The 19,120-nt window shown below is 63.5% G+C and carries 22 protein-coding genes; 16 read left to right on the top strand and 6 right to left on the bottom strand.

The annotated features are described in order from the left end of the window. Positions 1 to 5 precede the first annotated feature (5 nt). Complete coding sequence (gene uvrB, locus FHS64_RS01285; RefSeq protein ID WP_167176188.1) at positions 6 to 2,336, bottom strand: excinuclease ABC subunit UvrB; 2,331 nt, start codon at positions 2,334 to 2,336, stop codon at positions 6 to 8. Positions 2,337 to 2,592: 256 nt separating this feature from the next. Here uvrB and FHS64_RS01280 point away from each other — a divergent pair, with 256 nt between their 5' ends. The 6 genes from FHS64_RS01280 to FHS64_RS01255 all read left to right on the top strand — a co-directional run bounded on the left by FHS64_RS01280 (position 2,593) and on the right by FHS64_RS01255 (position 6,938). Further along, the gene (locus FHS64_RS01280) at positions 2,593 to 3,171 is read left to right on the top strand and encodes a hypothetical protein (RefSeq protein ID WP_167174526.1); all 579 of its coding nucleotides are present in this window, start codon (positions 2,593 to 2,595) and stop codon (positions 3,169 to 3,171) included. A gap of 3 nt (positions 3,172 to 3,174) precedes the next feature. Next, positions 3,175 to 4,440 (top strand): dicarboxylate/amino acid:cation symporter, encoded by a 1,266-nt coding sequence (locus FHS64_RS01275; protein ID WP_167174523.1) that lies wholly within the window; start codon positions 3,175 to 3,177, stop codon positions 4,438 to 4,440. An 89-nt stretch (positions 4,441 to 4,529) separates the two neighbouring features. Then, a complete protein-coding gene (locus FHS64_RS01270; protein ID WP_167174520.1) occupies positions 4,530 to 4,742 on the top strand; it encodes a hypothetical protein in 213 nt (70 codons plus the stop codon). A 153-nt stretch (positions 4,743 to 4,895) separates the two neighbouring features. After that, entirely contained in the window at positions 4,896 to 5,222 is a 327-nt protein-coding gene (locus FHS64_RS01265; protein WP_167174517.1) for a helix-turn-helix transcriptional regulator, read from the top strand. Beyond that, entirely contained in the window at positions 5,219 to 6,337 is a 1,119-nt protein-coding gene (locus FHS64_RS01260; protein WP_167174514.1) for a hypothetical protein, read from the top strand. Before FHS64_RS01265 ends, FHS64_RS01260 begins: the two co-directional genes overlap by 4 nt. Positions 6,338 to 6,410: 73 nt before the next feature. Then, positions 6,411 to 6,938 (top strand): methylated-DNA--[protein]-cysteine S-methyltransferase, encoded by a 528-nt coding sequence (locus FHS64_RS01255; protein WP_167174512.1) that lies wholly within the window; start codon positions 6,411 to 6,413, stop codon positions 6,936 to 6,938. Between the two features lie 13 nt (positions 6,939 to 6,951). Here the strand turns inward: FHS64_RS01255 and FHS64_RS01250 are convergent, their stop codons facing one another. From FHS64_RS01250 to FHS64_RS01240, 3 genes are all read right to left on the bottom strand, one after another. Beyond that, the gene (locus tag FHS64_RS01250; RefSeq protein ID WP_167174509.1) at positions 6,952 to 7,185 is read right to left on the bottom strand and encodes a DUF2798 domain-containing protein; all 234 of its coding nucleotides are present in this window, start codon (positions 7,183 to 7,185) and stop codon (positions 6,952 to 6,954) included. A gap of 209 nt (positions 7,186 to 7,394) precedes the next feature. Continuing rightward, positions 7,395 to 8,183, bottom strand: a complete 789-nt coding sequence (locus FHS64_RS01245; protein ID WP_167174506.1) for a tetratricopeptide repeat protein — start codon at positions 8,181 to 8,183, stop codon at positions 7,395 to 7,397. Between the two features lie 58 nt (positions 8,184 to 8,241). Next, positions 8,242 to 8,751: a GNAT family N-acetyltransferase gene (locus FHS64_RS01240; protein ID WP_167174503.1), complete on the bottom strand. Its 510-nt coding sequence runs from the start codon at positions 8,749 to 8,751 to the stop codon at positions 8,242 to 8,244. 106 nt (positions 8,752 to 8,857) lie between these two features. Here FHS64_RS01240 and FHS64_RS01235 point away from each other — a divergent pair, with 106 nt between their 5' ends. The 3 genes from FHS64_RS01235 (at position 8,858) to FHS64_RS01225 (ending at position 10,079) form a co-directional block, all read left to right on the top strand. Then, positions 8,858 to 9,259, top strand: coding sequence for a host attachment family protein (locus FHS64_RS01235; RefSeq protein WP_167174499.1), 402 nt, complete (start codon positions 8,858 to 8,860; stop codon positions 9,257 to 9,259). 109 nt (positions 9,260 to 9,368) lie between these two features. Further along, positions 9,369 to 9,641, top strand: coding sequence for a hypothetical protein (locus FHS64_RS01230; protein ID WP_167174496.1), 273 nt, complete (start codon positions 9,369 to 9,371; stop codon positions 9,639 to 9,641). Positions 9,642 to 9,731: 90 nt separating this feature from the next. Beyond that, on the top strand, positions 9,732 to 10,079 hold the full coding sequence (locus FHS64_RS01225) for a DUF3060 domain-containing protein (RefSeq protein ID WP_167174493.1): 348 nt from the start codon (positions 9,732 to 9,734) through the stop codon (positions 10,077 to 10,079). Between the two features lie 55 nt (positions 10,080 to 10,134). On the opposite strand, the gene ilvA is transcribed toward FHS64_RS01225, so the two are convergent. Continuing rightward, positions 10,135 to 11,643, bottom strand: coding sequence for a threonine ammonia-lyase, biosynthetic (ilvA, locus tag FHS64_RS01220; RefSeq protein WP_167174490.1), 1,509 nt, complete (start codon positions 11,641 to 11,643; stop codon positions 10,135 to 10,137). 214 nt (positions 11,644 to 11,857) lie between these two features. Between ilvA and FHS64_RS01215 the strand changes: the two genes are divergently transcribed. From FHS64_RS01215 to nadC, 7 genes are all read left to right on the top strand, one after another. Next, the gene (locus FHS64_RS01215) at positions 11,858 to 12,508 is read left to right on the top strand and encodes a hypothetical protein (RefSeq protein WP_167174487.1); all 651 of its coding nucleotides are present in this window, start codon (positions 11,858 to 11,860) and stop codon (positions 12,506 to 12,508) included. Continuing rightward, on the top strand, positions 12,501 to 13,133 hold the full coding sequence (locus FHS64_RS01210) for a hypothetical protein (protein ID WP_167174484.1): 633 nt from the start codon (positions 12,501 to 12,503) through the stop codon (positions 13,131 to 13,133). Before FHS64_RS01215 ends, FHS64_RS01210 begins: the two co-directional genes overlap by 8 nt. Then, the gene (locus tag FHS64_RS01205; protein ID WP_167174482.1) at positions 13,126 to 13,335 is read left to right on the top strand and encodes a helix-turn-helix transcriptional regulator; all 210 of its coding nucleotides are present in this window, start codon (positions 13,126 to 13,128) and stop codon (positions 13,333 to 13,335) included. Before FHS64_RS01210 ends, FHS64_RS01205 begins: the two co-directional genes overlap by 8 nt. Before the next feature lie 80 nt (positions 13,336 to 13,415). Then, positions 13,416 to 14,498, top strand: coding sequence for a quinolinate synthase NadA (nadA, locus tag FHS64_RS01200; RefSeq protein WP_167174479.1), 1,083 nt, complete (start codon positions 13,416 to 13,418; stop codon positions 14,496 to 14,498). Further along, positions 14,499 to 15,350, top strand: coding sequence for a metalloprotease (locus tag FHS64_RS01195; RefSeq protein WP_341771039.1), 852 nt, complete (start codon positions 14,499 to 14,501; stop codon positions 15,348 to 15,350). Continuing rightward, positions 15,350 to 16,858 (top strand): L-aspartate oxidase, encoded by a 1,509-nt coding sequence (locus FHS64_RS01190; RefSeq protein WP_167174476.1) that lies wholly within the window; start codon positions 15,350 to 15,352, stop codon positions 16,856 to 16,858. Before FHS64_RS01195 ends, FHS64_RS01190 begins: the two co-directional genes overlap by 1 nt. 13 nt (positions 16,859 to 16,871) lie before the next feature. After that, complete coding sequence (nadC, locus tag FHS64_RS01185; protein ID WP_167174473.1) at positions 16,872 to 17,726, top strand: carboxylating nicotinate-nucleotide diphosphorylase; 855 nt, start codon at positions 16,872 to 16,874, stop codon at positions 17,724 to 17,726. Positions 17,727 to 17,812: 86 nt separating this feature from the next. On the opposite strand, the gene FHS64_RS01180 is transcribed toward nadC, so the two are convergent. Beyond that, a complete protein-coding gene (locus FHS64_RS01180; RefSeq protein WP_243862660.1) occupies positions 17,813 to 18,823 on the bottom strand; it encodes a cell wall hydrolase in 1,011 nt (336 codons plus the stop codon). Positions 18,824 to 19,120: the final 297 nt, after the last annotated feature.

The raw sequence follows: 19,120 nt of genomic DNA, 5'->3' as shown, positions 1-19,120 counted from the left end.
CACTTCTAACGCCCCCTCCTAAACGCCTCAGCCTTCTCCACCGCAGCCTCCTTCCTCCACCGCTTCGGCGCTGACTTGTCCACCTCTTCTCCGGCACCGGTCAGCGCCTCGTTGGCGAATTCGAGATCGAGCAGCTTCATGCGTTTGATCTCGTCCCTCAGTCGGGCGGCTTCTTCGAACTCGAGATTGGCGGCGGCGTCGCGCATGCGGGTTTCCAAGTCCTTGAGGGCGGACTGGAAGTTGGAGCCGGTGAAGGGCTTGGTTTCTTCCTTCACGCCCGGATTGGTGAAGCGGTCGATCTCGCGGGACTCGTAGGGGGAGTCCATGATCTCCTTGATGTCGCGCTTGACCGTGGCGGGGGTGATGCCGTGGGCCTCGTTATAGGCCTGTTGCTTCTCGCGGCGGCGGTTCGTTTCCGAGATGGCGCGTTCCATCGATCCGGTCATGCGGTCGGCATAGAGGATGACGCGGCCATCGACGTTACGCGCGGCGCGGCCGATGGTCTGGATGAGGGAGGTTTCCGAGCGCAGGAAGCCTTCTTTATCGGCATCGAGGATGGCGACGAGGCCGCACTCGGGGATGTCCAGACCTTCGCGCAGCAGGTTGATGCCGATGAGGCAGTCGAAGCTGCCCAAGCGCAGGTCGCGCAGGATTTCGATGCGTTCCAGAGTGTCGATGTCGGAGTGCATGTAGCGGACGCGCACGCCTTGCTCGTGCATGTACTCGGTCAGGTCCTCGGCCATCTTCTTGGTGAGGGTGGTGACGAGGGAGCGGTAGCCCGCGCGGGCGGTGGCCTTTACCTCGTCAATGACGTCATCGACCTGATTGCGGGTCTCGCCGGAAACGGGGCGGATTTCGACCGGAGGGTCGATGAGGCCGGTCGGGCGGATGACCTGTTCCACAAAGACGCCGCCGGACTGTTGCAGTTCCCACGGGCCGGGGGTGGCGGAGACGAAGACCGACTGGGGCCGCATGGCGTCCCATTCCTCGAACTTCAGCGGGCGGTTGTCGATGGCGGAGGGGAGGCGGAAGCCGTACTCGGCCAGTGTGGATTTGCGGCTGTAGTCGCCTTTGAACATGGCGCCGATCTGGCCGACGGTGACGTGGCTTTCGTCGACGAACAGCAGGGCGTTGTCGGGGATGTATTCGAAGAAGGTGGGGGGCGGCTCGCCGGGGGCGCGGCCGGTCAGCCAGCGGCTGTAGTTCTCGATGCCCGCGCAGGAGCCGGTGGCCTCCATCATTTCCAGATCGAAGCGGGTGCGCTGTTCAAGGCGCTGGGCCTCCAGCAGTTTGCCGTTTTCGTTCATCCAGTCGAGCGTTTCTTTTAGCTCGGCCTTGATGCCGTTGATGGCCTGGTTGAGCGTCGGGCGCGGGGTGACGTAGTGGCTGGCGGCATAGACGGTGACTTCGTCCAGGGAGGTGGTCTTTTTGCCGGTGAGGGGGTCGAACTCCTCGATGGACTCGATCTCGTCGCCGAAGAGGGAGATGCGCCAGGCGCGGTCTTCCAAGTGGACGGGGAAGATTTCGAGCGTGTCGCCGCGCTTGCGGAACATGCCGCGCTCGAAATGCACGTCGTTGCGCTTGTATTGCAGGGCGATGAGGTCGGTGCGGAGCTTGGCCTCGTCGATGGTGTCGCCGACCTTTAGCGTGAAGGTCATGGCGGTGTAGGTCTCGACCGAGCCGATACCGTAGATGCAGGACACCGACGCGACGACGATCACGTCGTCTCGCTCGAGGATCGCGCGGGTGGCGGCGTGGCGCATCCGGTCGATCTGCTCGTTAATGGAGCTGTCTTTCTCGATGTAGGTGTCGGTGCGCGGGACGTAGGCTTCGGGCTGATAGTAGTCGTAGTAGGAGACGAAATACTCGACCGCATTGTCCGGGAAGAAGGCCTTGAACTCGGAATAGAGCTGGGCGGCGAGGGTCTTGTTGTGGGCGAGGATCAGGGCGGGGCGCTGGGTCTGCTCGATGACCTTGGCCATGGTGAAGGTCTTGCCGGAGCCGGTGACGCCCAGCAGCACCTGATTTTGCTCGCCCTCGGTGGCTTGCTGGACAAGCTCGGCGATGGCGGCGGGCTGGTCGCCGGCGGGGCTGTAGGGGGTTTCCAGGCGGAAGGGTTTAGAGAGCTTGCTGCCGCCGCGTTCAGGGCGGTGGGGCTGCCAGCCTTCGGGGGTGCCGAGGGCGATCTCGGGGACGAGGCGCGGACCGCTGAGGGGCGCGGCTGCCGGTGTGTCGTGGATGAAGGGGATGCCCGCCTCGGATACGCCGATGGTGCCGGTCGGGGTGTGGACCGGCTTGGAAGACTTTGCGGGCGGTTTCGAGGGGGAACGGGCCATGAACACACAGGTAGTGCACATGGCAGCGGGGCGCTAGGGGGTGGTGGGTGCAGGTGCTGCCTCGCTGGTTAGGCTGTCCGTTGGCTGGCTACGTTACCAATGGTAGTCCGGCTGTTTGCGCCATCGATCTGAGCGGTCCGTCCTTTCGGGGGCGGAGATGAAATGGAAAGGGCGGTGGATCGAAAGGTTCGCCGCCCTTTCTCTTTGCGTGCAACGGTGCCAAGGTCGGGTCTGACATTTCGCTGGGGAGCGACAGATGACGTTGAATATCAGTTGGATGTGGGCAGCGCGCATCGCCAAGGTTGTCGCCTTGTTGCTATTCTTTCTGCCCTGGGTGGCGGTGAGCTGTAACGGCCAGCCTCTGATCGAGGCGAGCGGATATCAGTTGCTGACGGGATCGCCCGAGGTGGCCGATATTCCGGTGCCGAAGGAGAAGCTGGACGCCGCATGGTGGGCCATTGCCGGTGCGGTGGTGATCGTGCTGGGCCTGATCGGCAGCTTTGTGGTCAAGGGGGCCAAGACGGGCGGTCGTGTGGTGCTGGTCAGCAGTGTTCTGGCGATTGCTCTGCTGGGCGGCGGTATGGGCCAGATGGTCGGCCAGATGCGCGGCGCGATCGAAAAGGAAACCGGCCAGAAGGGCGAGGGCGGGACCGAGATGGAGGCGCTGGAGCGTCAGTTGTCGCAGATGATGGGACAGGCCATTCGCGTCGAGATCAGGAACGGCTTCTGGTTGACGCTGGTCTTCCTTGCTGCGGCGGGGGCGTGCGGTGTGGCGACACAGGTGCCGCAGCGCGGACGCGGGCCGGTATCGGTCGATAATACGGGCGGAGCCTGATCAATGCCCAAGACGCGACGCTTTCTGACTTCGTTGAGTGTGCAGGTGCTGTCGGCGCTGGCGCTGGGGCTGGTGGTCGGCATGATCGCCCAGCGCTGGGGTCTGCCCGGCGGGGCGGAGACAGCCGACTTCATCCAGTCGATCGGCCAGTTATGGCTGAATGCGTTGCGTATGACGATCATTCCGCTGGTCTTCAGCCTGCTGGTGACGGGGGTGGCCTCGATTGCCGATGCGGCCAAGGCGGGGCGGATGGCGATGAAGGCGGTGGCATGGTTTGCCGTGCTGATCGCATTCTCGGTCTGTTACTCGGTGGCGGTGTCCTATGGGCTGCTGACCCTGTGGCCGGTGGATGCGGCGGGGGCCAAACTGTTGCTGGCGGCGGCGCCTGACGGGGCGCAGGTCGGGGCAGGGGCGCCGTTTGGCGAGTTCCTGAAAACCATCGCCCCGTCCAACCCGATCAAGGCGGCGGCGGAAGATGCCATCCTGGGTATCGTGGTGTTTGCGGTCTTCTTCGGCTTTGCAGCCTCGCGGTTGCCGGAGCGGTTGCGTTTGCCGCTGACGACCTTTTTCGAGGCGGTCGGCGAGACGATGATTATCATCGTGCGCTGGGTCTTGGTGGCGGCCCCGATCGGGGTGTTTGCCCTGTCGCTGGGGGTCGGTTTGACGGCGGGGGCCAGCGCGGCGGGCGTATTACTGCACTATGTTGTGGTGATCTCGTTGTCGTGCATCGGTATCGGCCTGTTGTTCTATCCGCTGGTCATGGTGTTTGGCCGCGTCAGTCTGGGCCGCTTTGCGCGGGCGGCGGCACCGGCACAAGTGGTGGCGTTCTCGACGCAATCTTCGCTGGCCAGCCTGCCGGTGATGGTGGAGCGGGCAGTCGACATGCTGGGCGTCAAGCGGGCGACGGCGGGTCTGGTCCTGCCGCTGGCCGTGGCGGTGTTCCGCATTACTTCGCCGGTGGCGAACCTCGGGGTGGCGCTGTATTGCGCGCATCTGTTCGGTATCCAGCCGGGCGCGGGACAGTTGATTGCGGCCATGCTCACGGCGGCGCTGATTTCGGTGGGGACGGTGGGCTTGCCGGGGCAGGTCAGCTTCTTTGCCTCGATTGCGCCGATCTGTATCGCCATGGGGGTGCCGCTGGAGATGCTGCCGCTGTTGCTGGCGGTCGAGGTTATCCCCGACATCTTCCGCACTTTGGGCAATGTGACGGCGGATCTGGCCGTGACGCGCATGGTGCAGGGGCAGGACGACGTGCCGGCGCAAAGCTGAGCAGAACACGCAAATGTCAGTCGCTTGCGAGGCGAGCGGCTTTGACAGCCTGGTTTTGGCGGTGCTGACTGCGGGGTGGAGGGACCATCATGCCGTCAGACTATGAGCCGAAACCGCCCAAGGGCGAGGGGCGCTGGACCCTGTTACAGCAGCGCTCTGATCGGTGCATGTGGCAGTGGGACAGGACGGCGAGCGATGGCCATGTCGTGGTGACGCGCTTTGTCATCATCAATGATCCGGCGCGGCTGGACTTTGATGATTTCGAAGAGGCGGAAGCGATCTTCGAAAAGATGGGCGATTAAAGACGGCAACGAGGATTGTCAGGGCGGGCGCAAGGCTCGCCCTTTTTTGTTGCGCGCGATAATTTGTGAACCGGTGTTATTGACTCTTGTGGTTGCTGTGCTTCATACACTGTGTGTCACACACTATGTGGCAGCAAGGGTAGCGGGTGCGTTGTGGCCAATGAGGACCTGTTCGAGAGTTTGAGGCTGGAACTGCGGCGCGGGTCGCTGATCCTGGCGGTGCTGGCCCAGTTACGGCGCGAGCAATACGGCTATTCGCTGCGGATGGCGCTGTCGCAGGCGGGCGTGGAGATGGAGGAGAGTACCCTCTATCCGCTGCTGCGCCGACTGGAGAGCCAGGGGCTGTTGGTTAGCGAATGGCGCGAGGAAGAGAAGCGCAAGAAGCGTTTCTACCAGTTGTCTGAAGAAGGCGAGGAAATGTTAGGGCGACTGGCGGCCGAATGGCGCGCCCTGTCGGCCTCTGTGGAGGGAATGCTATGAGCACATCCGACAAAACTATGGACATGATCGACACCTATCTGGGCGTGGTTGCGGCGCAACTGTCGAAGGATCAGGCCGAGGATATTGTCGCCGAACTGCGCGACGAGATACTGGCGCGCAAGGAGGACCGCGAGGAAGCCTTGGGGCGTCCGCTGGTCGAGGCGGAGCTGGAGGTTTTGCTGCGCGAGGTGGGCCATCCTCTGGTGGTGGCGGCGCGGTATAGTGATCGCCCGCAAGGGCTGATCGGGCCGGAGCTTTATCCGTGGTGGATGTTCGCGGCGCGGCTGGGGCTGATTGCTCTGGTGCTGCTGGCGCTGGCGCGGTTGATCCTGTCGGTGCTGTTTGGTGGCGAGGAACTGGGGCGGGCGCTGGGCCATGCGGTCAGCGGCTTCATGAACGGGGCGATCAGTGTGGTCGGAGTGCTGGCCATTGCCGGATGGGTGGTGGAGCGCCAGCCGAAGAAGCCCGCCTTCCTGACCGACTGGAAGGTGCGTGATCTGGGCCTGTTTGCATGGGCAGGCACGATGGAGCGCAGCGGGCTGGATTTCCTGCGCGGCAATGTGGCGTCGCGTAACAAGGCCAAGGACACGCCTGTGGCGGACCGGTCCGACTTCTCGCCGGTGGCGGGGGCGGCGACCAGCGCGGTGTTTACGCTGATTGTGCTGTTGTGGTGGATCGGGGCGCTGGGCGGTGTGCGGATTGATGCGCTGTTGCTGGGCAACGGGTTTGATCTGGGGGCGGCGTTCCGTGAAATCCATCATCTGGTCTATTGGCCGGTGGTGGCGGTGCTGGCCGCAAGGGTCGGTTTTGATGTGCTGCGGGTGATGACGGGCAGTCCGGTGCGGCTGACAGCGGCGGGCGATTTCATCTTCGCGCTGGCCAATATGGCGATACTGGCGTGGATGTGGATGGCATCGCCCTTGTCTGAACTGATCCGTGTGGCGTCGGCCAATGACTTCTGGCAGCGGATGCTGAGCCGCGATAGCTGGGCGCTGGATGCGGTGCCGACCCTGCTGATGGCGATTGTGGTGTTCGGGTTCATTTGCGAGGCGGTGCGGGCGGTGCAGTCGCTGGCTTCTCTGGTGCTGGATCGCCGGATCGGTGCGCGCTGCTAGGGCGCTTGTCGCGGGACGAAAACGGGTTCAGGCTCGTTTTCGTCCGGTCCAGAAGACAGTCGCGGAGACGGTAATGGCGCAGCACAAAGGCGAGATAATCGGGGTGGGCCAGATGGCCACGCCTCTGGGCGATATCCGTCTGGCCTTTGATGGCGATGCGGCCCTGATGGCGCTGGAATGGAGCGTGGATCGCGGGCGGCTGGAGCAGCTTTTGGGCAAGCAGTGGCCGGGGGCGGTGTTCGAGGAACAGACCGTGCCGGAGGCTTTGCGGGCCGCGCTGGACGATTATTTCGCCGGTGATGTGGCGGCGCTGAACCGGATTGCGGTGCGTACCAATGGCACGGATTTTCGGGAACGGGTCTGGGCGGCCTTGCGGGCCATTCCGACCGGCGAGACGCGCAGCTATGGCCAGATTGCCGTCGCGGTCGGCAGCCCCAAGGCGGTCAGGGCCGTGGGGCAGGCCAATCGCTATAATCCGGTCGGGCTGGTCAATCCGTGCCACCGTGTGATTGCCACGGGCGGCGGACTGGGTGGCTATGAATGGGGCCATGAGCGCAAGACGTGGCTGCTGGCGCATGAGGGCGTCAAATCCCCAGACTGACGCCCTGAAGCGCCTATCGCGCGGGCTTGCGGATCGTGAAGGCGAGCTTGAAGCCGAGGCGGCTGAAGATCTGGGTCAGCAGGAAGGCGACGGGCCATGCGATGGCCCAGTCGCGCGGCCAGACGCCAAGGAAGGTGTCGCCAAAGCCCATATGCAGGATGCCCATAAAGGCGGACATCGTGCCGGACATGAAGAAGGTAATGAAGACCTGTGCCAGAAGCAGGGTCTTGGGGTCGGGTTTGCCCATCGGGACGTCTCGTAAAAATGGACGACGTGCCATGGGGAACCCGTGGCGACGTCATCCTGTGAAAGGAAATGACGTCGCGGGTTCAGGGCGTTTGGCCCTAACTGATCTCGAACCGCGAGAGGCGGGGCGAGGACCGGAATAACCAACCGGCCTGAAAATCTTTTCGACACAGTCGGGGTAGAGCTGTGGCCGGTTCAGGTCAAGCGGGTCTAACGGTTCGCGGTTTGCTGGGCGATATAGGTGAGCTGGCTGCGTGAGAGCTGATCGTAGGGGTTGAGTTCGAGGGCGGCTTCATAGCTGGCCTTGGCGTCGTCGAAACGGCCCAGTTCGATCTGGCAGTAGCCTTGACGGCGCAGGAACAGATCACGGTTCATGGCAAGGACAAGGTCTTCGCTGACAAGGGCTTCGCCCGCCAGTTTCAGGCCGGTTTCGCATTGGCCCATCTTGGTATAGGCGACAATTCTTTCGGCCTGAACCTGAGGGTGGTTGGGCTGGATGCCCAAAAGGCGGTCGGCATAGGCGATGGCGGCAGGGTAGTCCTGACGCTCGACCGCCTCGAAGGCCAGTAGCTGGGCGACCATGCCATAGGTGTTTTCGATGGCGTGGATGCCCGAGGCCTTGCGGCCCTCGTCGGTGGCGAGCAGGGACAGTTGCAGGGGCAGGAAGACCTTCATATCGGCGCTGCGGATGACGATGGCATCCCCGATATGGGCGACGATCGTATAGTCGGCGGGCATGCGATCAAACGCAGCCTGAAGCGCCGGTACATGTCGGCGTACGGCCGAGGGGCCCGAGCGCTGCATGTCCTGCATGACCCGTTCGAGCAGTTTCTTCTCTTCGAGTTCCTGCGGGGACTGCAGCACCGGCATGGCGGTTTGCGCGGAATCGCGGGTGGTGGCCGAGGCGAATGGCCGTGGCGCGGCCGTCTGGGCGGCAACGGTGGCCGGTAAGGCAAGCGAGGCCAGCAGGGCGATAACGGCAAGGGGGCGAACGGACATGGGCGGCTCCGAAAGATTCGGAAGAACGCTGTCATGTCGCTGCAAGCGGCGCAATGGCTTAGCTTGCGGCGAAGCCCGGATGATAGGTGACGATGCCGGAGAGTGCCGGGCCGTTGAGGGGCAGGGACTGGAAATATTCAGCCGGAACGCCCGGATAGACGAGGGCCGGACCATCTGCGGGGGCGGCGCGGAAACCGAAGCGGGCATAATAGGCGGGATCACCCAGCAGGACGCAGCCATTCGTGCCCATGGCGGTGATCTGGTCGAGGGCGGTGCGGATCAGTTTGCTGCCTATGCCCTTGCCATGATGATCGGGATGGACACTGACGGGACCGAGGCCGAGCCAGTTGTGGTCTTGGCCGTCGATCAGCACAGGCGAGAAGGCGACATGGCCGAGAATCTCGCCGTTCTGTTCGGCAACCAGCGACAGGGTCATGGCCTTGGCCGCGCGAAGGGCGTCGATAATGGCCGCTTCGGTCTGCTGGCTGTGGGGGACTGTGGCGAAGGCCGCCTGGGTCACGGCGCGGATGTCGGCGATGTCGGCGGGGGTTTCTGGGCGGATCTGCATGGCCTCACTGTGATATGTGAAGGGCAATGTGACAAGATGGCGGGCAACGGAACGGGGGCTGGATCGTTGGTTCGGGTGTGGGGGCGTTTGATCCGAGGAGAAGCCGATGAACCTGCCGAGCAATAGTCTGGTCGCTGTCGTGGATGGCGAGGTGCTGCGTCTTTATCGAAATACCGGCACGGCGACCGAGGTGGCGCTGGGTGCGGTGGATTTGCCGCCGCTGGAAGAGCGCGTTGTGGGATCAGCGGGGCGGATTTCCACCGAAGCCAATCCCGACAATGACACCCAGGCCGAGGACGGCCATGCCATGAGTGTGGCGCTGGCGCTCAATAACTGGGCGCTGAAGAACAAGTTCGACAAGCTGGTGGTGATTGCTGCGCCCAAGACCATGGGCGAGTTGCGCAAGCATTGGCACAAGGAGGTCGAAGAGAGGCTGCTTGGCGAGATTACCAAGACCCTGACGGGGGCCTCTACGGACGAGATTATCAAGGTGATCGACGCGGCGTAGGGACGACGTATTCACCCGCCAAGCGGTCCGGCGGCAGGTGTCGCCGGACTGTTTTGCGTTCTAACGCTGTTGTGCCAATGTCGGGCGGGTTCAGCATGTCGAGGCACTGATGTCGCAAGATAACAAGACGACTTCTCCGCATAATGACGGGCGGCGGGTGCTGCTTTATTTATCGTTGGCGGGCGTCGTGGGGCTGGTGCTGTGGACGGTGGTGAAGACCGAGCTGCGGGTGCGCGAACTGGTGGCGCAGGGCTTTACCGATGTGGCGATCGATAGCACGCGCAACCATGCCTATTTCCCGATGTTCGGCAGTTTGCTGGGGGCGGCGGTGATGATTGGCGTCGTGGTGACGGTGAAGCGGTTCTTGCGCGCCAAGGGCTAGGACGGGCGTTTTTTCACGACTGTCACAGGATCGAAAAAGGCGTCGCCTACGTTATGGGAGAGGTCAATCCTGACCCTGTATGGAGGCGTGATGTCCCCTCTTCCTATTGTTTTGCTTGTTATGGCCGCATCGGGTCAGGCGGGTTCGGTGGATTATTCTGCGGACCTGATCGAGGTTGTGGGTGATGGTCATCACCGGACAATTCCTTGTGAGGGACGGGCGGTCGAGGTGGCTGGTGTGAACCATGTGCTGACCTTTACCGGAGAGTGCGCCAGCCTCGAGGTTGTCGGCAGCAATAATCAGGTGACGGTGCAGTTGGCACCGGAGGCACCGCTGTCGGTGGCGGGTAGCCGTCATACCGTGCGCTGGAGGTCATCGGCCCCGCCGCGAGTAAGCGTCGAGGGCGTGAATAATCGGGTCGAACGTCTGCGGGACTAGGGCAGGCGATACCGAAACAGAAAGGCTCCGTCGGGATGTGACGGAGTCTTTTTCTTTAGGCGAGGAACAGCCGTGCGGCGGGGTTCATGGTTTCCTCGATATAGGGGTAGCCGAGGGTGTCCAGTGCGGTGGTGACGGCGGCGTATTGGTCGTCGGGGGCGTGGATGCCGGCGAGGACGCGGCCGACATCGTCGCCGTGGTTGCGGTAGTGGAACAGGGTCAGGTTCCATGCCGGTTGCAGGCTGTTCATAAACTTCAGGAAGGCCCCCGGACGTTCGGGGAATTCAAAGCGGAACAGGCGTTCGCCGGTGAGCGACGGGGCGCGGCCACCGACCATATAGCGGACGTGCAGCTTGGCGATTTCGTTGTCGCTCATGTCTTCGACGCCGTAACCGGCCTCGCGCAGGGTGGCGCATAGGGCGTGGCGTTCGTCTCTGTCGCCGGACAACGCGATGCCGACGAAGATTTGCGCCGTGCCATTGCCGCTGAAGCGATAGTTGAATTCGGTGATTGATCGGCCTTGCAGGCTGTTGAGGAAGCGGTGATAGGCGGCGCGGTCGTCGGGCATGGAGACGGCCAGCAGGGCCTCGGTGCCTAGGCCGATCTGGGCGCGTTCGGCGACATGGCGCAGGCGGTCGAAATTGACATTGGCACCGGAGTTGATGGCGGCCAATGCGCCTGTGCCCGGATTGCGGCTGGCCCAGACTTTCAGGCCTGCCAGAGCGACGGCACCGGACGGTTCGGCCACGGCGCGGACATCATCGAAAATGTCTTTGACGGCGGCGCAGATGGCGTCGGTATCGACCAGTACGATGTCATCCAAAAGGTCGCGGCACAGGCGGAAGGTTTCATCGCCGACGCGGCGCACGGCCACGCCGTCGGCGAACAGGCCGACCTGATCCAGCGTATAGACCTCGCCCGCAGCGATGGCGGCCTTCATGGAGCAGGCCTCGACGGGCTCTACGCCGATGATCTTGGTTTCGGGACGCAGGAAACGGATGATGGCGGCGACGCCCGCAGCCAGACCGCCACCGCCGATGGGGATGAAGACGGCATCCAGCGGGTCGGGGTGCTGGCGCAGGATTTCCAGACCCACCGTGCCTTGGCCTGCGATCACATAGGGGTCGTCGAAGGGGTGGACGAAGGTGGCACCGGTTTTGGCCTCGAGTGTGCGGGCATGGGCATTGGCATCGTCGAAGCTTTCGCCGTGCAGGACGACGGTGCCGCCCAGCGCCTTGACCGCCGCGACCTTGATGTCGGGGGTGGTGGTCGGCATGACGATGGTGGACTTGGCCCCGCGCTTGGAAGCGGACAGAGCGACGCCCTGGGCGTGGTTGCCAGCCGAGGCGCAGATGACGCCCTTGGCCAGTTCGGCATCCGTCAGGTGGGCAATGCGGTTATAGGCGCCGCGCACCTTGAACGAGAAGACCGGTTGCAGGTCTTCGCGTTTCAGAAGGACCGGACGTTCGACGCGGGCCGACAGGCGCGGCATGGCATCGAGCGGGGTTTCCACGGCCACGTCATAAACGCGGGCGGTCAGGATGCGGCGGACGGTTTCTTGCACGATTTATTCGCTGATCTGGTCGTTCGGGAGGGAGGTTTGTTCTCTAGGGCGTAGGTGAGGGTATCGCGAGAGTAAAGCTTGCAAAGGGGGGCATCGGTATTTGTGGCTTGATTTTGTAACCTATAGGTATCAATGTCACCTGTGGGTTACATCATGCGCGAGGGTGGGGGCGATGGAAGGGCAAGATAGAGCGGTTTCGGAAAGGGCTGATCGCTTGCGGGCAGAAGCGGCCGAGAGACAGCGCCAGTGGGGGCTGTTGGCGGTCGGGCTGCTGGGGGCAGCGGGGTTTACAGTCTTTTTGCTGGCCCTGTTCATACCGGACAGATTTACCGCGATCCTGGTCGGGTTTGCGGGTGTGGCTGTGGTGGTTATGGCCTTTGCGAGTGCGGGCCGTTTTTCGCGCGATGGCCATACGGATCGTGTCGAACGCAAGAGGGGCGGGCGGCGCGATATGGAGCAGGGCAAGTGGGCCTATGCGGTGGGGATCGTGCCGATGACAAGCTTGCCGGTGTGCATGATATCCAGCGAGGCGCTTTGGCAGATGGCCAACGGGGCCAGTGATGTAATGCTGAGCAAGGCGCTGCTGGGGCCTTTGCTGGCGGCGGGCTGGTTTGTCTATCTGATGTTCGGGCACAGGGGGCGGCAGGAGCGTCGCTGGCTGCATGACGAGTTGATGGTGGCCTATCACGGCAGTGCCATGACGTGGGGGTTTGCGGCAACATTTGCAGGACTGGTCGTCGTGTTTGGTCTGATGTTGTGGAAGCCGCCTGTCGCTGTTGCGGCCATGCCGTATGTGATGCTGGCCGTGGTTTGGGTCGCGGGCTTGCGGCTGTGGTGGCAGGTGCGGGAGGCTGAGCGTGGCTGAACGTGCGAGTTATGATGTCGGCTATCGGGTCGGTGTGGGCTGTGCGGTATTGGGCGCGGTCATGGTGTTGGGTGTGATGGTTCTGGCCCAGCGGGGCTTGGGGCGAGCCGTGTCCGTGCCATTAGTGCTGTTCGGGTTGGCGATCATGCTTGCGGGGATTCTGGCGGGTTTGCGGTTCAAGGACCTACGGGTGCCGCCGGAATTGCAGGCCTCGATGCGCGAGGTGCGGCAGGGGCAGTGGGTGGTCAATCTGGTGCTGATCACCGGTGCCGCTGTGGCGGTGTCCGTTTTTGCGGGCGCTCAGATGTGGAACGCGGCCAGTGGCGAGGCGGCTGTGCAATGGCCGGTCTTGATGGTTGCGGCAGTGTTTATGCTGATAGGCCTGATCGAGCTGACGCTTTATCGGTGGCGGCCCTTGTTGGATGAGGAGATCACACGCCGCTTTGCCGGTGAGGCCAAGGCATGGGGGTTTGCGGCGGCCGTGGCCGGTATGGCCGTTTCCATGGGTCTGATGCTGGTGGATTTGCGCTGGGGTGTCAGCAGTCTGCTGCCGGTGATCGCTGGATCACTGTGGGTCGCGGGCTTGCGGCTGTGGTGGCTGATGAGGAGAGCCGAGCGTGGTTGAGGCGCGGCTGGTGGTGGATTTGAAGGCGGTGCGTCAGGTGGCGGGTTTGACCCAAGGCGAGCTGGCCGAGCGGGCGGGGGTGTCGCGCAAGACGGTGAATACGATCGAGAACGGGGTGTTTACGCCGTCGGTCACTGTGGCGCTGTTATTGGCCGAGGCGCTGGATGTGCCACTGGATGATCTGTTTCGATTGGTGCGCTGATGGTTTGATCTTGCGTCGGACGAAGGAAGGCCTATTGTATGCCCACCTTATGCTAAAAGTGAGCATAAGGGTGTAGGGAGATGGTCATGGGCGCTGCATTCGGCCTGACGAAGGAACTGGCAGAGGAAACTGCCGCTGTGTGGGAGAAGGTCAAGGACCACACCACACCGATGGAATGGCCCGTTCAGGCGGCGCTGATCAGCGAGATCAATGCGCTGAAGAAAGAGCGTAATGCGGTCATTCTGGCGCACAACTATATGACGCCGGACATCTTCCATGGCGTCGGCGATTTCGTGGGCGACAGTCTGGCGCTGGCGAAAGAAGCGGCCAAGGTCGATGCCAAGGTGATCGTTCAGGCGGGCGTTCACTTCATGGCCGAGACGTCGAAGATTCTCAGCCCTGAAAAGACGGTTCTGATCCCTGACTTAAGGGCGGGTTGTTCGCTGGCCTCGTCGATTACGGGGGCCGATGTGCGCCTGATTAAAGAGCGCCATCCCGGCCTGCCGGTCATCACCTATGTGAACACGACCGCCGATGTGAAAGCCGAGACGGACATCTGCTGCACCAGCGCCAATGCGGTGCAGGTGGTGGAGTGGGCGGCCAAGGAATGGGGCGTGGACAAGGTCATCCTGATCCCAGACGAATATCTGGCACGTAACGTGGCGGCGCAGACCAGTGTGGGCATTATCGCCTGGGCGGGGCATTGCGAGGTGCACAAGCGGTTCACCACTCAGGACATTGCCGATATGCGCGCGGCATGGCCGGGGGCCGAGGTTCTGGCCCACCCTGAATGTCCCGAAGAGATTTTGCAGGCGGCGGATTTCGCAGGCTCGACCGCGGCGATGATTTCCTATGTCGAGAAGAACCGCCCCAAGAAGGTGGTGCTGATCACCGAATGTTCGATGGCGTCGAACATCAAGGGCGATGTGCCGGAGGTCGAGTTTGTCGGGCCGTGCAATATGTGCCCGCATATGAAGCGCATCACGCTGGAGAATATCCGCGACTGCCTGTTGCACATGCAGTTCGAGGTGACGGTCGAGCCGGAGATGCAGGAGAAGGCGCGGGCCGCTGTGCAGCGCATGATCGACCTGCCGCCGCCGTCCAAGCCCGCGCGTTATGATCTGGTGCGGGCCAAGCACTCGGTCGCTGTGGAGTTGATCTGAGTGACAGATCAGGGACCCCAAAATACGGGACCATGGGGGCGTCGGGACGGTCGTGATGCGCCTGTGATGGCATCGCCGTCCGCATCATCGTCTGCACCCGCGCCCGAACAGTCGCGCGGCAAGGGACGGGTGACGCTGATCTTGTCCACCCTGCTGATGGTGGGGTTCCTGTGGTTCCTGACCCAGAGCTGGGTCATTGCCGTGTCGCTGATGTTTGCCCTGTTCGTGCATGAATACGGGCATGTGCTGGCCATGAACCGGCTGGGGATGGGACCGGCGCGGATCTATGTCATCCCTTTCCTTGGCGGTCTGGCCAAGGCGACGCTCGAGCCGAAGAATGAATGGGTCGGGGTGCTGGTGTCGTTGGCGGGACCGGCCTTTGGACTGTTGGCCATGCTGCCGCTGGTGGCGGTCGGGCTGGCGACGGGCGACGGGCAGTGGATGGCGGCGGCGTTCTTCGTGGCCATGCTGAACCTGATCAATCTGGTACCGGCACCGCCTCTGGATGGCTCCAAGGCGCTGGGGCCGGTGCTGGCGCGGGTGCATCCGATGCTGGAAAAGCTGGTGCTGCTGGCCATCGGTGTGGCGGTCGTCGCATGGGGCATCATGACGGGGCGCTATATTCTGGCGGTGTTTCTGGGGTTGGCCATCTGGGGCCATCTCAGCAAGGGCGGCTTGCGGAGCATTCGCGGGCCTTTGAGCGGTAAGCAGGCGGCGATGTCGCTGGGTCTGTTTGTGCTGACGGCTGTGGCGTGTGGCGGGGCGGCGGTGGCGTCGCTGCTGGCCATGAATGGCGGGAGCGGTCAGGCCAGTGTGGACATGATCGCCCGCTATCTGGGTATCAGCCTTTAATGGAAACGCGGGTCCATAAGGGGCCGTTGGTGATCGGGGGCGGTCTGGCGGGCCTGTCGGCGGCGCTGGAGGCTGTGCCGGTTAAAGGGGTATCGGGGGGAGTGCTGGTGGTGACGCCTGCGCCCTTGCTGGATGCCTGTTCGTCGGCATGGGCGCAGGGCGGCATGGCGGCGGCCTTGAGCGCCGGAGACAGCCCGCAGCTTCATGCCCGCGATACCGAGGCGGCAGGTGCCGGTCTGGTCGAGAGCGAGGCTGTGCGCGAACTGACGGGGCGCGGGCGCGAGACGGTGGAATGGCTGGCCGGTCTGGGCGCGCCGTTTGATCGTGCGGAAGACGGTGGCTTTGCCGTGTCGCTGGAGGCGGCCCATTCGATTGCGCGTGTGGCGCGGGTGGGCGGCGATGGCGCGGGGCGGGCTATTTTGTCGGCGGTGGTCAAGGCGGCCAGGGCGGCTGACCATATCGAGATTTGGGAAGACGGGCGGTTACGCGCGCTGGTGACCGACGAGACGGGCCGGGTGCGCGGGGCGGTGATCGAGCGGACAGGCGGGCTGGTTCGGGTTCTGGCGCAGGCCGTGGTGCTGGCGACGGGCGGGATCGGCGGTCTGTTCGAGGTGACGACAAATCCGTCGGCCCTGAAGGGCGAGGGGATGGCGCTGGCCTATCTGGCGGGCGCGGAAATCCTTGATCCGGAGTTTGTGCAGTTCCACCCGACGGCGATTGATGCGGGGCTGGACCCTGCGCCGCTGGCGACCGAGGCCTTGCGGGGCGAGGGGGCAAGGCTGGTGGACCGTCAGGGCCGGTTCCTGATCGGGATGGCGGCGGATTCAGACCTTGCGGCGCGTGATATTGTGGCGCGGGCGGTGCACGAGGCGCGGGCCTCGGGGCGCGGGGCGTTTCTGGATGCCAGCAAGGCCGTGGGTGCGGAGTTTGACCACGCGTTTCCGGCGGTATTTGCGGCCTGTATGGCGGTCGGGATTGATCCGCGCGTGCAGCCCATTCCGGTCGCGGCGGCGGTGCACTACCACATGGGCGGGATTTGCGCCGATGACGAGGGGCGGACCTCGGTGGCGGGGCTGTATGCCATTGGCGAGTGCGCGGCGACGGGGGTGCACGGGGCCAATCGTCTGGCGTCCAACAGTCTGTTGGAGGCGGCCGCCTTTGGCCGGATGGCGGGGCGGGCGGCGGCGCAGGATGGCGATGTCGGTGATGTGGCTCTGCGGCCTTTGATCGTCGGTGGCGATCTGCCGGACGAGGTCATGCAGGCCTTGCGGGCGGCGATGACGCAGTATTGCGGCGTGGTGCGCGATGCCAAGGGGCTGGAGGCTCTGACGGGCGTGCTGGACGATATGGCGGGGCTTTATCCGTTTGCGGTGGCCGTGACAGCGGCCAAGCTGGTGGCACATGCTGCGTTGGCGCGGCGTGAAAGCCGTGGTGGACATTTCAGGGCGGACTATCCGCTGAGCAAGAACAGGGCGCAGCACACGCGTGTGCGCCTCGATATCGAATAACGGGAAACGGATAATGACGCGAACCTTGCCGGATCTGGTGATCGAGCCTGTGGTGCGTATGGCGCTGGCGGAGGATCTGGGGCGCTGTGGCGATGTGACGGCGCAGGCCTGTATCCCCGAAGATGCCCGTATGAAGGCCCAGTTCCGCGCGCGTCAGGATGGCGTGATGGCGGGGGGCGCGGGGGTGCGGATTGCCTGTCTGCTGATGGACCCGAAGGCGCGCGTGGATGTGCGCGTCAGCGATGGCGCGGACATTGCCAAGGGCGATGTGCTGGTCGAGGTCGAGGGCTCGGCGCGGGGATTATTGGCGGCCGAGCGGACGGCGCTGAATATTCTGGGCCGGATGTGCGGCATTGCCACCCAGACGCGGGCCTATGTGCAGGCGGTGGCGGGCACCCATGCGAGGATTGCCGATACCCGAAAGACGACACCGGGGCTGCGGGCGCTGGAAAAACATGCTGTGGCGTGTGGCGGCGGGATCAATCACCGCTTCGGGCTGGATGATGCCATCCTGATCAAGGACAACCACGTGGCTGTCTGTGGCGGGGTGGGCAAGGCGGTTCGCGCCGCCAAGGCCTTTGCGCCGCACCTGATGAAGGTCGAGGTCGAGGTGGATGGTCTGGATCAGTTGGACGAGGCGATTGCCGAGCAGCCCGACGTCATCATGCTGGATAATTTCAACCTGACGGACATGGCCACGGCGGTGGCCCGCGTGAAGGCCAGCGGGGTCAAGCTGGTGCTGGAAGCGTCGGGCGGGGTCAATCTCGATACCGTGGCGGGCATTGCGGCAACCGGCGTGGATGTCATCTCGGTGGGGGCGCTGACCCACTCGGTGATCCAGTTGGATATCGGTCTGGATGCCGTTTAAAAACGGCGTTTTCTTTTAGGATTCAAGGAACAAGAAATCGGCACGCGGGTTAATTAACCGCGTGCCGATGATCTGTTTACCTGTTTTCAGGTCGTTGCCGCGAGCGGCGCGGTCTGGACAGAGGCCGCGTCCGCAGCGGTGGCGGCTGCAGGCATCGACACCGTCACAATCGGAGCGGCTTTTTCAGCCGTCTTGGCATCTGCCACATAGGGGCGCGGGCCCGCCGGTTCGCTGGTCAGCGAAGCCTGCATGACGCGCGGCACAGCCGCAGAAGCCTGAATCTCGTTGGCGAGGGTCGAGGCAGAGCCGTTACGACCGCCAAAGCGGTAGAAGACGTGGCTGCCGACCTGATTGACCTGCACCAGACGGTGACGCCACGACGGCGAGACAGCGGTGGTGTGGAAGTGGGTCGCCGTACCGACAGCATTATAGGTTTCACCCGACAGGGCCGCCGAGGCGACGTCGCGGGCACGGTTCCATGCTGCGCGGTTTACCGGTGCACGCATGGCGCCGTTGCAGGTGAAGGAGAACTGGCAGCCGGTCGAGCGGTTGGAGCCTTGGAAGACTACGCTGCAGACCGTCTTGGGGAAGGCGGGGTGGCGGGCGCGGTTCAGGACCACCTGAGCCACAGCCTTCATGCCGTTGGTGCCTTCGCCGCGGGCTTCGTAATAGACAGCCTGGGTCAGGCAATCGAGGTCACGCGACTGGTCGCGGGCACCGGTCATGCGGAAGGGGCTGGCCGGATCGGATGTTTTTACAGATTGCAGACGCGCGGTCAGAAGCTCCGACTGGCGGTCACGCAGGGCAGCGCCGTCCACAGCATAGGGATCATGACGTTGCGCGATGGCCAGCGCGCTGGCGTCCAGTCCACCGGCGGCGAGCGCCATGGCTTCCTGGCTGTACCCATCCATACCGGCAGTGGAAATACGCTCGGCTTGGGTTCGGGTGGTCGAGGCCTGAGCGGTGATACCGCCCATATAGGCTCCTCCGACCGCGAGCGTAACAAGACCACCAAAGGCAGCGGTTGCCGCGACGGGGCGCGGGTCGAGCTTGCTTAAGGCGTGCTTGATGTCACGCAGGGGCGAAGAAAGAAACAAAAGACAAATCCTGTTTGGCAGGGCGAGGAACGCCGCCCCTTATTTCCGGTACTCACTGTCGGACCACGTCCGTACGCAAACACCAGAACCGCGTTCACCAGACAGGGTGTGCCGCGGAAGTTGGGTCTTAAGCCACTCACTTATGGCAGAAATGTGATCGATTCGCTTGTTGTTGTGAAGATGTGGATAAAAGTCGTAGGTCTTTGAGACGGCCCCGAGTGGCTCTAGAGGCTTTGTGTGTCGAATTCTTAGTTGATCTTGCGAATACTGTATTGTGAAGTTCAGGCTATATCTGTC

Source organism: Brevundimonas terrae (assembly GCF_011761985.1).
Lineage (GTDB): Bacteria > Pseudomonadota > Alphaproteobacteria > Caulobacterales > Caulobacteraceae > Brevundimonas > Brevundimonas terrae.
This window is presented reverse-complemented; position numbering and strand designations above follow the sequence as displayed.

Coding starts and splice junctions, on each gene's coding strand:
- FHS64_RS01280 (WP_167174526.1), top strand. CDS start 2,593: ATGACGTTGAATATCAGTTGGATGTGGGCAGCGCGCATCGCCAAGGTT.
- FHS64_RS01235 (WP_167174499.1), top strand. CDS start 8,858: ATGAACCTGCCGAGCAATAGTCTGGTCGCTGTCGTGGATGGCGAGGTG.
- nadC (WP_167174473.1), top strand. CDS start 16,872: ATGACGCGAACCTTGCCGGATCTGGTGATCGAGCCTGTGGTGCGTATG.
- FHS64_RS01230 (WP_167174496.1), top strand. CDS start 9,369: ATGTCGCAAGATAACAAGACGACTTCTCCGCATAATGACGGGCGGCGG.
- FHS64_RS01245 (WP_167174506.1), bottom strand. CDS start 8,183: ATGTCCGTTCGCCCCCTTGCCGTTATCGCCCTGCTGGCCTCGCTTGCC.
- FHS64_RS01260 (WP_167174514.1), top strand. CDS start 5,219: ATGAGCACATCCGACAAAACTATGGACATGATCGACACCTATCTGGGC.
- FHS64_RS01240 (WP_167174503.1), bottom strand. CDS start 8,751: ATGCAGATCCGCCCAGAAACCCCCGCCGACATCGCCGACATCCGCGCC.
- FHS64_RS01255 (WP_167174512.1), top strand. CDS start 6,411: ATGGCGCAGCACAAAGGCGAGATAATCGGGGTGGGCCAGATGGCCACG.
- nadA (WP_167174479.1), top strand. CDS start 13,416: ATGGTCATGGGCGCTGCATTCGGCCTGACGAAGGAACTGGCAGAGGAA.
- FHS64_RS01275 (WP_167174523.1), top strand. CDS start 3,175: ATGCCCAAGACGCGACGCTTTCTGACTTCGTTGAGTGTGCAGGTGCTG.
- FHS64_RS01270 (WP_167174520.1), top strand. CDS start 4,530: ATGCCGTCAGACTATGAGCCGAAACCGCCCAAGGGCGAGGGGCGCTGG.
- FHS64_RS01250 (WP_167174509.1), bottom strand. CDS start 7,185: ATGGGCAAACCCGACCCCAAGACCCTGCTTCTGGCACAGGTCTTCATT.
- FHS64_RS01190 (WP_167174476.1), top strand. CDS start 15,350: ATGGAAACGCGGGTCCATAAGGGGCCGTTGGTGATCGGGGGCGGTCTG.
- FHS64_RS01225 (WP_167174493.1), top strand. CDS start 9,732: ATGTCCCCTCTTCCTATTGTTTTGCTTGTTATGGCCGCATCGGGTCAG.
- uvrB (WP_167176188.1), bottom strand. CDS start 2,336: ATGGCCCGTTCCCCCTCGAAACCGCCCGCAAAGTCTTCCAAGCCGGTC.